This window comes from Chamaesiphon sp. OTE_8_metabat_110 (genome assembly GCF_031382685.1).
GTDB lineage: Bacteria > Cyanobacteriota > Cyanobacteriia > Cyanobacteriales > Chamaesiphonaceae > Chamaesiphon.
This window is the reverse complement of sequence record NZ_JANMZA010000188.1, coordinates 1-11,834: the sequence shown is the minus strand read 5'-3', so window position 1 is coordinate 11,834 and position 11,834 is coordinate 1. Positions and strand designations below refer to the sequence as shown.

Genomic DNA, 11,834 nt, shown 5'->3' with positions numbered 1-11,834 from the left:
GTTTAATCCCCGCATCGATCGCGGTACCACCTGCGGCTTGCAGCTTGTCGATTCGGGCAAAAATCTCCGTCGGATCGGTAACTTGCTGACAGGCAACGATGACTTCCGCCTGATGATCGAATGCGACTACCGACAACCGATCTTCGGGTTTCAAGCCATTAATCAGCTCCTGCGCGGCTTGTTTGACCGTACTCAGGGGCGTACCTTTCATCGAGCCACTATGGTCTAAAATCAGACACAAGTTTAATGGTAATTGACGATCTTCCGGTTCGGCTAGAGCTGAGACTTCGATCGAGAGCTGACGCTGATTATTACCTTGACTGATATCGATCTGCGGATCGCTGATAATGGTTTCGAGCGCAACTTGCATCGGATTCAACTCCACATTTTTCGTAACTATATCGTATCAGATGGGAGGTGGTAGATGGGAGAGGGGAGAGGGTTAATGGGTAATGGGTAATAGTATGTTTGTCACGGTTCTCTTAATCCTCAAAGCCCAAAGCCTAAAGCCTAAAACCTCCCATCTCCCATCTCCCATCTCCTAAAGTCCCTCCAACGGCACCCCTAAAAACCTCGCTAAGTCTGCTCCTTGAGTTTCTAGTTCAGTCAGTGAAACTGGTTCGCCGACGCGAGTGAGGGGGATTTCCCGACGACCTTTGATCCGCACGTAAAGGGTGCGGCGGGGGCTGAGTCCATCTTTGATATCGACTCTGACTGCTTGAGCGTCAGCAAGCTTACTTTTGAGTTCGATCCGCCGATTTTTACCGGGGAAACCATGGCGAAAAATAGTAATCTCGCCAGCTTCGCGATCGAACTTATTGTAACCGCCGCCAATATCTAAGACGATCGCCACCCACAAGTAAGTAGCGAGCAAAGTACCTGCAACACCGTAGAAAGTCAGAGCGATCCCTTGCGGAATAAATGCTAATGACAGTGGATTGCTCACCGGGAGTAAGTTAACTTTGAAATAGCTAGACAGCCCAGCTAACAGAAAGCCAATCCCCCCAATGGAGACAATAACTGCCCAAAAGTAGTTACTAAAACGGCGCGAACCCAAAACGGGTTGGGACAAAACTGTCTGCTCGACAGTGATTGATGGATTAGACATTTTTAATAAATTAGTTTCGATCTACATCGTTCGCGCTGCATGTGCCGAGCACAATCGCGAGTATCTCTACCTACTATTACCGATCTACCCACAACTCGATCGGATTCGATCGGAATTTTTACGGTTCTTCATTTAATCAAGCAGTCATTCAGGTACGCTCTCTACCCGAATACCCCAAGCGTTAACTGCGTTCCCAGCGAAATTTGCGATCGGCTTCTGAGATTGCCAGATCGTTGATACTGGCAAACCGCCGCATCATCAGACCGTTGGGCGCAAATTCCCAGTTTTCATTCCCGTAAGCCCGAAACCATTTACCCGCTTCATTGTGGTACTCATACTCAAACCGTACCGCAATTTTATTTTCCATAAAACACCAGAGTTCTTTCTTGAGGCGGTAGTCGAGTTCTTGCGCCCACTTACGAGCCAGAAACTCTCTAATCGTCGTGCGTCCGCTGAAAAACTCCGATCTATTCCGCCACTCCGAGTCTTCAGTATAGGCTAACGCTACCCGATCGGGATTGCGAGTATTCCAGGCATCTTCAGCCGCTTGGACTTTAGCAGTAGCGGTTTCTAAGGTAAATGGTGGTAATGGTGGTTTGGTTTCCATTATTGTGGCTTTTGGTAGCGTTAATAGTCATTAAAGCACTCTATTATATCAGCTAGGCCCGATCGACTTCTGCGATTAGCTCGACTCTAAGGTTTCCACCCTTGGAATTGCTGACAGTGGCGCAGCACTGATTTCCATCCCTAACCGTTGCTAAATTCCCAAATCCCGATCGCGACCGAGACTAAATTATGCGAGAATGGTAAGCTACCGATTAAGTTTTGGCGATCGACCCAAATTAGACAAAAAAGCAGCTAGCTCGATCCAGCCAGGGACATCGCACTTCATTGATTTTCACTAAACATAGGTATTTTAAGACCATGCAAGTAGGCGACCGCGTTCGTGTCAATACATCTGTAATCATTTATCATCATCCCAAAAATCGCGGTCAAGCTGTAGATATTCACAATTTAGAGGGGACGATCGATAAGATTGCGACAGAATGGAAAGGTCGCCCTGTCAGTGCCAATTTTCCGCTCGTGGTGAAGTTCGACCTCGACAAGTTACGGGCGCACATGCGATCGGATGAACTTGAAGTAATTTAGATCTAAATGTAGATTTGGGAATGCTCGATCGCTGAAGATCTCGTAGGTGGGCACTGCCCACCATCTAGGCTCTAGGCATTATTGTATATCTAATAAATAATTGCATTACCTACTTAGTCCCAGTAGGGTGGACACTGCCCACCATCTAGGTTCTAGGCACGATTTATTCAATAAGTAGCTGCATTTGCCTACTTAGTTATTAGTCTTCTAGATATAGATCTGAAAAACTTGCTGCTCAGGATCGAATCAAAGATCGAGAATTAAAGTTTTACTAGTATCGAATAAATCTGTGGAAAAGGATTTTAATTGCGACTAACTCTAGCCCATCGGTTTAGTTAAATTAATTTGGGTTTGTGGCTGCACGATTTGAGTGGCAGCACCTTGACTATTGGCTAGTTGCAAAAAGGCATTCAGCGGGCCAAAATTGGTGGCATGGACGATCGCGGGAGCGTCGTAACCCTTGAGATCGACGGAGCATTCTTTAAAAACGCGATGCTTGCCTAGTAAGGGTGCAAGATAGCGATAAGTAGAGGAACCGATCGCAATTTCGGCGTTGAGTTCTTTGGTAATTGCTTCTAGTCTAAATGCCGCATTCACTGTATCGCCCAAAGCAGTGTAGTCCGGTCTGTCACTACTGCCAGCATTGCCGATCATCGCGTGACCCGTATTGATTCCCGCACCAATTTTTAGCTCGAAGGGTAATGGATACTGCTGGCTCAATTCCCGAGTCATTTTGTTGAGGTCGTCTAATGCTAGGAGAATATTCATCATCTCTTGCTTGGTGACAGTCTCGCCATTGTGGAACCATAGCGCCATCAAAGCATCACCAATGTATTTATCGACCCAGCTACCGCGATTGCGAATGATCGCTCCGGCATTGCGGAACCAGGTACTCATCACCTCGGATAGTAGGTTTTCATTGGTCTGACGGGTCAAAATCGTGAAATTTCGCATGTCTACGACCATTACTGACATCAGCTTGCGAAGATGCAGTACTGATGTAACGGTACCATCGAGAGTGCCTTCGGCATCGAGACCCAGAGATCCATCCACTCGCGGACAGTGAAATTCAAATTCAGTTTGACCGAAAGTAATCGTATCGCCGTCGTGGATAGTCACGGGAATACTGACTCGGCGACCGTTGACAAAAGTGCCGTTGCTACTGCCCAAATCGATCAGGTAGTGGTCGCCAGCATCGGTGTACTGAATCATCGCATGGTTGCGAGAAATACAGCGATCTTTGACGACAAATTGGTTGTCATCGCCACGTCCCACAGTCCAGCAGTTGCCATCAACGAGTGATAGCTGGCGTTGACCGTTGTCGGTGTTTAGAATCAGATATGGTGAGATGCCCTGGTTCACGGTTGGGATATGATATGACGGTGAACTAGTGGATCGGCGGTCGGCTGGCTCACAATCTAAATAATTTAGGCATGGCTAGCAACCCACAAAAACAAACTATCGACGACGATGGTTGTTAAAACTGCGCCACTAAAGGCGTACCAATGCCACTGCTTTGTTCCTAAAGGTATTATACCCACACCCAATAGCAAATTCACGAGTACCACTGCCCAGGCTGTCCCCCAAGGCGTGCGAACTTGGACGATCGCTTGTTGTAAGATCGGCATGGCGAGGGCAGGATCGACCTGCATCACCTGTCGCCAGTGTTCCATCAAGCCAACTTGATAGAAATATAAATCGGTAATAGCCGTGCCCACGAGAGAGCCAAGATAGAATAGAGCGCCAATTTTACCAAAGCCTCGCCATAGTGCCCAGACCGCAAATGGTACCCCAATCGACTCGATCGGTAAATGAATCGCTGGATCCCAGCGAAACCAACCCCAATAAATTGCTCCAGCCAACCAACTCCAACTAAACCCCAATATCAAATCGCCCCACATTTGGCTGCGAGGACGCTGGCTGAGGATCCCGCCCAAGCACACCCACAAGATCGTACTGACAACACTCAGCACTGGGTAATTCCGAACCAGAGGAGCTTCAATAAAGACAGGCACAGATACTAAAAATGCTGCTGCTGCAAAAACACCCCAAGTCCCCTGGAGCTGCCATCGCCATGTACCGTTGGTTTCGCTGGATTTATAGCTGGAGTTAAGCAAAGTAATATAGATATTGGTGACTTAATGTTTATTTATATAAAGATATTATATGAGCTATATTGCTGTGAAGCAATCTGACAAACCACGTCCGGTATGGCTCTAGCAACTTAGGAACGCAATAATTCAAGAATTACGATTATGAGAAGTGCTGCTGCCAGACATTAATATTTGTTACGCAGAGCGGCGATCGGTGGGAAGATACCAGTACCTAATTACCCGTTAATTAAATGATTCTAAAGAATTTGTCGATCGTCCGATCGAGATCTAAATTCCCGCTATTTGTCTTGGTAACAATGGCGATCCTCTTATTAACAGCCACCGCCACACTTGCCACTCCAGCGGCTGGGAGTGATAAGCTCTCAGCCGATCTGAATATTTTCCAAGCCATCTTTCTCGGATTGGTGCAGGGAGTGACGGAATTCCTCCCGATTAGTAGTTCGGCACATCTGAAGGTAGTTCCTGAAGCTCTGCACTGGGGCGATCCTGGCGTGGCATTTACCGCAATTATTCAACTGGGTAGTATTGCGGCGGTAATTTGGTTCTTTTGGAGCGATATTGTCACGGTAGTTACGGGTGCATTCACAGCCATCGGGCAAAAAGATTATCGCTCTCTGGAGTTTCAAATGGCTGTGGGGATCGTGCTAGGGACGATCCCGATTGTTTTTTTCGGTTTATTAATTAAAATATATATTAAAGACTTCGACCATTCACCATTGCGTAGTTTGGGTGCGCTCGCTTGTGCTTCAATTTTTATGTCTATTTTGTTAGGTATTTCCGAACGAATTGGCAGACGCGATCGAGATTTACATAAGCTCAAAATCATTGATGGAATGTGGATGGGATTGGGGCAATGTTTGGCATTAATTCCCGGTTGCTCGCGTTCTGGTGCTACTTTGACTGCGGGGTTATTTCTCGGTCTCGAACGGGCAGCAGCAGCGAGATTTTCATTTTTATTAGGTATTCCTTCGATTACGCTGGCTGGTGTTTCGGAACTCAAGAGTGCCTTGGAAACGGGATTTAGTGGTGTTTCCGTAGTTTCGTTAATTGTGGGGACGTTATCGGCGGCAGTTTTTTCTTATTTGTCGATTGCCTGGTTGCTCAAGTTTTTACAAACCAATAATACTTTTATTTTTATCTGCTATCGATTAGCTTTTGGCACTGCAATTCTAACAGCAGTAGCCTTTGGTGGATTGATTAATTAGTTTTCTTTTGATGCTATTTTGACGATCGAGTAGGATCCGGATACCAAGATTTACAATTACAATACAAAAATTAGTTATTTTCATACACTAGCTTCGGTCGATCGAATTACCCATTACTCATGCTCATACCCTCGCGAAAACCACTAACTAAATTTACCCCCAAGCTGTTCGAGATGGTGCTGGCGCTGGCAAGCGGCGTCTTGATGGGGATGACATTCGCACCCGTCGAAGCTTGGTATCTGGCATGGGTGGCGCTCGCACCACTGTGGTATTTAGGCTGTCGTCACCAAGGTTTTACGCCGATACTTTATGCCTTATGTTGGGGGATTGGCTGCTATGGACTGGGATTGAGTTGGCTGTTTGGCATTCATCCGATGATGTGGATGGGTGTCTCTTATTTAGAGAGCTTGGGAATTGCAACTTTTTGCGTGACTTTTGTTACCCTTTGGGGCGCAAGCTTAGCAGTATTATGGATGCTGAGTTTGCAACTTATCAACTCTAAGTCATACCTAAATCCACTGGTTCGAGTAGTTTTGGGTACTGCTTGTTGGTGTGGATTAGAAGAGTTATATAGTCTCACTAACTTATGGTGGACATCACTGGCAATGAGCCAAAGTCCACATAACTTAGATATTCTCCATCTCGGACAATTAGCAGGGCCATCGACAGTCACTGGGGCGATCGTGTTATTTAATGGTCTAATTGCTGAGGGATATTTAGCAATCGAATGCGGTCGTCATTTGAAAATATTCCAAAAAATTCGGTATGGACTTCCTTATTTTGGTAGTGCGATTGCTTCATTGATTATTCTGCATCTAATTGGATCTAGCTTAGCGAATCGGGCATTGATACAGATCGATCCTGGTCTAAAAATCGGGGTTATTCAAGGTAGTATCGGTAATGAAATCAGACATTATCAGTCTGGATACGATTTGGCAATGGAGCGATATACGAATGGCTACCGATCGCTTGTCGAACAAGGAGTAGCCGCAGTAGTAACACCAGAAACAGCATTACCTTATACAGAAAGTCAAATTAAGCGCACGCCTTTTTATCAAGCAATATTGGCGCAAAAAGTCCCAGTATTTCTCGGTGGATTCGCTCAAGCTGGCGAGAAGATGACTAATAGTATTTTGACGATCGGCGGTGATGGTCGAGTTATCGGCCGCTATGATAAATCAAAACTAGTCCCATTAGGCGAGTATATTCCCTTCGAGCAATATGTCGGTAAATTTATTAGTACGATCTCACCATTCGAGTTAAATTTAATTGCTGGCAACTTCGACCAAATCGTACACACGCCATTTGGTAATTTTATCTTTGGCATCTGTTACGACTCCGCCTATCCTGAAAACTTTCGCCGTCAGGCTCAGACGGGCGAGTTAATAATTACGGCATCCAATGATGCTCATTATAGTAGTGGAATGCCACCACAACATCACGCGCTCAACTTGATGCGCGCGATCGAAACCGATCGGTGGATGGTAAATGCAAGTAACACGGGTTACTCTACGATTATCGATCCGCATGGGCGCACGCAATGGATTTCCAAACTCGATGAATTTACCGTACATGCCGATCGAGTTTATCGTCGATCGACTCAAACTTTATACGTTCGTTATGGTAACTGGTTGACACCGCTATTGTTCGCGATCGGGTTAATCTTAGATCGATTCTCCAACAAGCAGCAGCAGCCAATCCAAATAAGGAAATAACCTTGTCTGCATAGTCATTGCTACCTATTGCTGTTGCCATATTACTGCGGACAGATCTGGGTTTCAAGGATTTTTGCATGTCTTAACCGCTCGTGAGCAATTGCCGTACCTCAAAATCTGTTTGAATAGTAGATAGTCCATACAGTACCGTCACCATGCAAGTCAAAGCCGCAGTCGCCTTCCAAGCAGGTAAACCCCTCGAAATTACTACCGTCGATCTCGCACCACCACAAGCGGGGGAAGTACTAGTCGAAATCAAAGCGACAGGGGTGTGTCATACCGATGCCTATACCTTGTCTGGAGCCGACCCAGAAGGCTTGTTTCCCGCGATTCTGGGGCATGAGGGGGCAGGAGTCGTTGTGGAGATTGGGGCGGGTGTGACGAGCCTGCAAGTGGGCGATCGGGTGATTCCGCTATACGTGCCAGAGTGCCGCAACTGCGATTATTGTCTCAGTGGCAAAACTAATCTCTGTCAGGCGATTCGGATTACGCAGGGGCGCGGGGTGATGCCCGATGGGAGCAGTCGGTTTTCCTATGAGGGGGAGATGCTGCATCACTATATGGGGACTTCGACATTTGCCAACTATACGGTAGTTCCTGAAATTGCGCTGGCTAAAATTCGTCCCGATGCCCCGTTTGAGAAAGTATGCCTGATTGGGTGTGGAGTGACGACGGGGGTTGGCGCGGTGATTAATACTGCCAAAGTCGAACCAGGGGCGAATGTGGTGGTGTTTGGCTTGGGTGGAGTCGGTTTGAATGTAATTCAGGCGGCGCGGCTGGTGGGAGCAAATATGATTATCGGGGTGGATATCAATCCGGCTAAACGTCCCCTAGCGGAAAAATTTGGGATGACGCACTTTGTCAATCCCAAGGAAGTAGAGGGAGATCTGGTGCCGTATTTAGTCGATCTGACTAAAGGTGGTGCCGACTATAGTTTTGAATGTATCGGGAATGTGGGGCTGATGCGTCAGGCGCTCGAATGCTGTCATAAAGGCTGGGGGGTGAGCGTCATCGTGGGCGTAGCTGGAGCGGGGCAAGAAATCGCCACCAGACCCTTTCAATTGGTAACGGGGCGGGTATGGAAGGGTACGGCTTTTGGCGGCGCTAAAGGGCGGACAGACGTGCCTAAGATTGTCGATTGGTATATGGATGGGAAGATTAATATCGACGATCTGGTGAGTGAAATTATGCCGATCGATCGGGTAAATGATGCTTTCGATCTGATGCGTCAGGGTAAGTCAATTCGATCGATTCTCACGTTTTAAAATTAGACTACTTTTAACCGTAAACAGCCGATTTTCAAGTAGGCAGAGGTGACTATTTATTAACTAGAGGATGGCTGAAATCTATGTGGTGGGCAGTGCCCACCCTACTGAAAAATACAATGAGTAGCATTTTGAGCGATCGCTTTACCCACATTTTTAGTCGTGTCGTCCCACTACAGGCTACTATCCCTAGTAATATGTTTGACGATCGCTTTACCCACATTTTTAGTGTCGAGCCACTACTGGGACTTTTAACTTGGGCGGTGCGTTACCCTGACGGGATAACACACCCTACTAGCTATTCCCTATCCCCTCCTAAACAATACTCGCTTCTAATGCCGCTACATTGGGAATTAATAGGATATCTCGATCGCGGGCGATCAGTCCGGCAGTTTCCATTTTGGTTAATACCCGCGTCACTGTCTCGCGTGCCAAACCGCTCATGCTACTGAGTTCTCGATGGGGTAAATTGGGGATTTCCATGCCTGTCGAAACATTTTTCCCCTGTCCTTCTGCCAAAAATAACAGCGTATCCGCCACGCGCGACGCACTATTCGACTCGCGCAAGCGGAGGCGGCGATTGACTTGACGCAAGCGTCGCGCCATCAGTTGCGCCAGCCGCATTCCAGCGAGCGGCTCGGTATGCAGCAACCGCACAAAATCCTCCGCCGGGATATTGACGATCGTCGCTGGCGTTAGACTTAAAACATCGGTAGAGCGGGGAACTTGCTCTAGTGCTGCCATCTCGCCGACGATTTCGCCCCTACCGACAATATTGAGCGTAATTTCCCGCCCGTCCGCATTGTAAGTCCGAATTTTGAGCCAGCCGCTTAAGACAAAGTAAACCGAGCTACCCCAGTCATTTTCCAGTAGAATCATTTGATTGGCGGGATGAGTGCGAATTGCGGCGTGAGCCATGACTGGGACAACCGCTGCGGCTGGCAACTCGCTCAAAAATGGCACTGAAGCCATCGCCTCTTGGATTGAGAGTTGTGCTGGAGTTTGAACGTTGTTGTGTCTATTGTCCATACTATTGGTTTCAATCTACTGAAGGAGGAACGGATGCCGCCATTGCACTAGGCAAATAGCGATCGCTGCGGAACTAATCGATCGATGCCACTATCGATCTGTAAGCGTTTCCACTACAGATCTAAGATCTAGATATTGTCGTTAAACTCGCTCCTAGAACTTGACATATTTATTTGCAAAACTCAGGGCAATCGCACTCTCACATTGTTCGCAGATCTGCTTGGTAATGCCGATATGATGTCGTGTGTATCTGTAGTGCTAGTGAAGGCTGACTCCACTAGTATGCCCGTAAATTACCCTCTCTCCACCACTTGTGACTATGAATTTACCAAACTCCATCACACTTTCGCGACTGCTGGGCTTGCCTGTGGTAGTTTATTGTCTTTATAGCGATCGGATCGGCATCCGGTGGCTGGGGTTTGGGGTGTTTATCGTAGCGGCACTAACTGACTGGTTGGATGGCTATCTCGCCCGAAAGTTAGATTTAGTCACCGATCTGGGCAAAATTCTCGATCCGCTGGTAGATAAGTTACTAATTTTGATTCCGTTACTGGTGCTGATCGATTTACATCTAGTCCCCGCAGTCGGCGTCTGTCTGATTTTGGCGAGAGAATTGACGATCGCTGGGTGGCGCGTCGGGCAAGCGCAGATTAGTGGTGCTAACATCTGGGGCAAGCTCAAAACTGTCAGTCAAATTGTCGCTGTGGCGATCGCGATCGCCCCAATTTCCTCAGCACCGCTACCGTGGCGGATCGAGAATTGGCATTTTTATGGATTAGTAGCTTTTTGGGTAGCGGTGGCTTTGACTCTCATATCTGGCTTGGTATATATTTTCCCAGCAAAAACTCAACCCTAGCGGGGACTGTAGCCTTAGATACCAAAAAATTATCCTCTGAAAAAAGTGAAAGTAGCGATCTTAATATTTACTTAATAAATTCGCAAATAGGGAGATAAATCTGGCTCTAAAGCATACCCTGACTGACTTGCGAGCCGCGATCGAGTCAAAATTTTGCCGATCGCGACTCGAACCGACCGCACATCTTCCTGAGATTTACCTTTACAATAGGTAACAGTAAGAGACCTAAACCGAAAAACGATCGTACTCAACCGCTCTCAAGTTGGTTAGTAGATCTCGGGAGATGGGCTACATCGTTCTTGGAGTAAGCTATCTGATGGATTATATCGAAAGAGTGCTCGAAAAGTTGAAGCACTGGGCAGGCAAACTGATCGAAGCGATCCTCGGCCCAGAAATGCAGCCAGAACCTGAATTGATTCCCATCCCTGTCGATGACAGAATGCGGAGATCGCGATAGTCGGGATCTAAAATTAGCAGATGATGACCGATCGTGCTGGGGATCTGAGCATACTAATCCTGCATGGGCCAAATCTTAACTTGTTAGGGTTGCGAGAGCCAGGAATTTATGGTGCATCGACATTGGCTCAGATCGATGCCCAGTTGGTAGAGTTGGGTAACTCTCTAGACACGACGATCTCGTCGCTCCAATCCAACCATGAAGGTACGCTGGTAGATGCGATTCATGAGGCTCACGATCGCTACGACGGCATTGTGATTAATGCTGGAGCATATACGCACACTAGTATTGCTATTCGGGATGCGATTTCAGCGGTGCAGATGCCGACAGTGGAAGTACATCTAAGTAATATTTACAAGCGCGAAGAATTTCGGCACCATTCATATCTAGCGGCGATCGTTATCGGTCAGATTAGTGGTTTTGGGGCGCATAGTTATCAGTTAGGGTTGCAAGCCCTAATCGTGCATTTACGGCAATTAAGAGCCACCAGCGGCGGCTGAAGTGCCTCTCTAGTTCCCCCTAAAGCCTAAAGCCTTCCTACTAAACCCGATCGTGAGGCACATAGCCAACCCAAGCGGGAGTGCCGCTCAAACCGCTGTGGGGATTGCTATCTTGAGCTGAAGGAGAGCGCGGTAAAATGAACGAAAACGTGCTGCCCTCACCTAAAACACTCTCGACCCAGATATGACCGCCATGTTGCTCGATGATACTGCGACAGATTGCTAAACCTAGGCCAGTCCCTTCACCGCTGCGAGCATCAGAAGCATCTACCTGTTGAAATCTTTCAAAAATAGTTGCTAATTTATCAGGTGGAATTCCCCGCCCCCTGTCGCGAACTTGAAATAACATTTGACCAGCTTGTTTACTCGCCGTAAACCAAATAGTACTGCCTCTGGGTGAAAACTTAATTGCATTGCCAATTAGATTGGTAAAAGT

The 11,834-nt window shown here is 47.2% G+C and carries 15 protein-coding genes; 7 read left to right on the top strand and 8 right to left on the bottom strand.

Features of this window, described 5'->3' with window-relative positions:
* The 3 genes from RMO52_RS06885 to RMO52_RS06875 all read right to left on the bottom strand — a co-directional run.
* Positions 1–370: VWA domain-containing protein (locus RMO52_RS06885; protein ID WP_310412188.1), on the bottom strand; the 370-nt coding region annotated here is incomplete at its 3' end.
* Between the two features lie 171 nt (positions 371–541).
* A complete protein-coding gene (locus RMO52_RS06880; RefSeq protein ID WP_309740933.1) occupies positions 542–1,108 on the bottom strand; it encodes a photosystem I assembly protein Ycf4 in 567 nt (188 codons plus the stop codon).
* Between the two features lie 181 nt (positions 1,109–1,289).
* Positions 1,290–1,715 carry a nuclear transport factor 2 family protein gene (locus tag RMO52_RS06875; protein ID WP_309740935.1) on the bottom strand — a complete coding sequence of 142 codons (426 nt, stop codon included), beginning with the start codon at positions 1,713–1,715 and terminating at the stop codon, positions 1,290–1,292.
* Between the two features lie 317 nt (positions 1,716–2,032).
* Between RMO52_RS06875 and RMO52_RS06870 the strand changes: the two genes are divergently transcribed.
* Complete coding sequence (locus tag RMO52_RS06870; protein WP_309740938.1) at positions 2,033–2,257, top strand: ferredoxin-thioredoxin reductase variable chain; 225 nt, start codon at positions 2,033–2,035, stop codon at positions 2,255–2,257.
* Positions 2,258–2,575: 318 nt separating this feature from the next.
* Here RMO52_RS06870 and RMO52_RS06865 read toward each other — a convergent pair whose 3' ends face one another.
* Together RMO52_RS06865 and RMO52_RS06860 are read right to left on the bottom strand one after the other, a co-directional pair.
* A complete protein-coding gene (locus RMO52_RS06865) occupies positions 2,576–3,619 on the bottom strand; it encodes an adenylate/guanylate cyclase domain-containing protein (protein ID WP_309740941.1) in 1,044 nt (347 codons plus the stop codon).
* A gap of 65 nt (positions 3,620–3,684) precedes the next feature.
* Positions 3,685–4,374, bottom strand: a complete 690-nt coding sequence (locus RMO52_RS06860) for a DUF3120 domain-containing protein (protein WP_309740943.1) — start codon at positions 4,372–4,374, stop codon at positions 3,685–3,687.
* 293 nt (positions 4,375–4,667) lie between these two features.
* Between RMO52_RS06860 and RMO52_RS06855 the strand changes: the two genes are divergently transcribed.
* The 3 genes from RMO52_RS06855 (at position 4,668) to RMO52_RS06845 (ending at position 8,556) form a co-directional block, all read left to right on the top strand.
* The gene (locus RMO52_RS06855) at positions 4,668–5,576 is read left to right on the top strand and encodes an undecaprenyl-diphosphate phosphatase (RefSeq protein WP_396134913.1); all 909 of its coding nucleotides are present in this window, start codon (positions 4,668–4,670) and stop codon (positions 5,574–5,576) included.
* Between the two features lie 119 nt (positions 5,577–5,695).
* Complete coding sequence (lnt, locus tag RMO52_RS06850; protein WP_310412182.1) at positions 5,696–7,291, top strand: apolipoprotein N-acyltransferase; 1,596 nt, start codon at positions 5,696–5,698, stop codon at positions 7,289–7,291.
* A 155-nt stretch (positions 7,292–7,446) separates the two neighbouring features.
* A complete protein-coding gene (locus tag RMO52_RS06845) occupies positions 7,447–8,556 on the top strand; it encodes an S-(hydroxymethyl)glutathione dehydrogenase/class III alcohol dehydrogenase (RefSeq protein ID WP_310412179.1) in 1,110 nt (369 codons plus the stop codon).
* Positions 8,557–8,871: 315 nt separating this feature from the next.
* On the opposite strand, the gene RMO52_RS06840 is transcribed toward RMO52_RS06845, so the two are convergent.
* A complete protein-coding gene (locus RMO52_RS06840) occupies positions 8,872–9,585 on the bottom strand; it encodes a Crp/Fnr family transcriptional regulator (protein WP_396134912.1) in 714 nt (237 codons plus the stop codon).
* A gap of 319 nt (positions 9,586–9,904) precedes the next feature.
* Between RMO52_RS06840 and pgsA the strand changes: the two genes are divergently transcribed.
* Complete coding sequence (gene pgsA, locus RMO52_RS06835; RefSeq protein WP_309738835.1) at positions 9,905–10,441, top strand: CDP-diacylglycerol--glycerol-3-phosphate 3-phosphatidyltransferase; 537 nt, start codon at positions 9,905–9,907, stop codon at positions 10,439–10,441.
* A gap of 71 nt (positions 10,442–10,512) precedes the next feature.
* Here the strand turns inward: pgsA and RMO52_RS06830 are convergent, their stop codons facing one another.
* A complete protein-coding gene (locus RMO52_RS06830) occupies positions 10,513–10,692 on the bottom strand; it encodes a hypothetical protein (protein ID WP_310412176.1) in 180 nt (59 codons plus the stop codon).
* Between the two features lie 65 nt (positions 10,693–10,757).
* On the opposite strand from RMO52_RS06830, the gene RMO52_RS06825 reads away from it, so the two are divergent.
* Positions 10,758–10,898 (top strand): hypothetical protein, encoded by a 141-nt coding sequence (locus RMO52_RS06825; RefSeq protein ID WP_309738833.1) that lies wholly within the window; start codon positions 10,758–10,760, stop codon positions 10,896–10,898.
* A 20-nt stretch (positions 10,899–10,918) separates the two neighbouring features.
* Positions 10,919–11,398: a type II 3-dehydroquinate dehydratase gene (aroQ, locus tag RMO52_RS06820; protein ID WP_309738832.1), complete on the top strand. Its 480-nt coding sequence runs from the start codon at positions 10,919–10,921 to the stop codon at positions 11,396–11,398.
* 40 nt (positions 11,399–11,438) lie between these two features.
* Here aroQ and RMO52_RS06815 read toward each other — a convergent pair.
* On the bottom strand, positions 11,439–11,834 hold a 396-nt coding region (locus RMO52_RS06815), incomplete at its 5' end, for an ATP-binding protein (protein ID WP_310412173.1).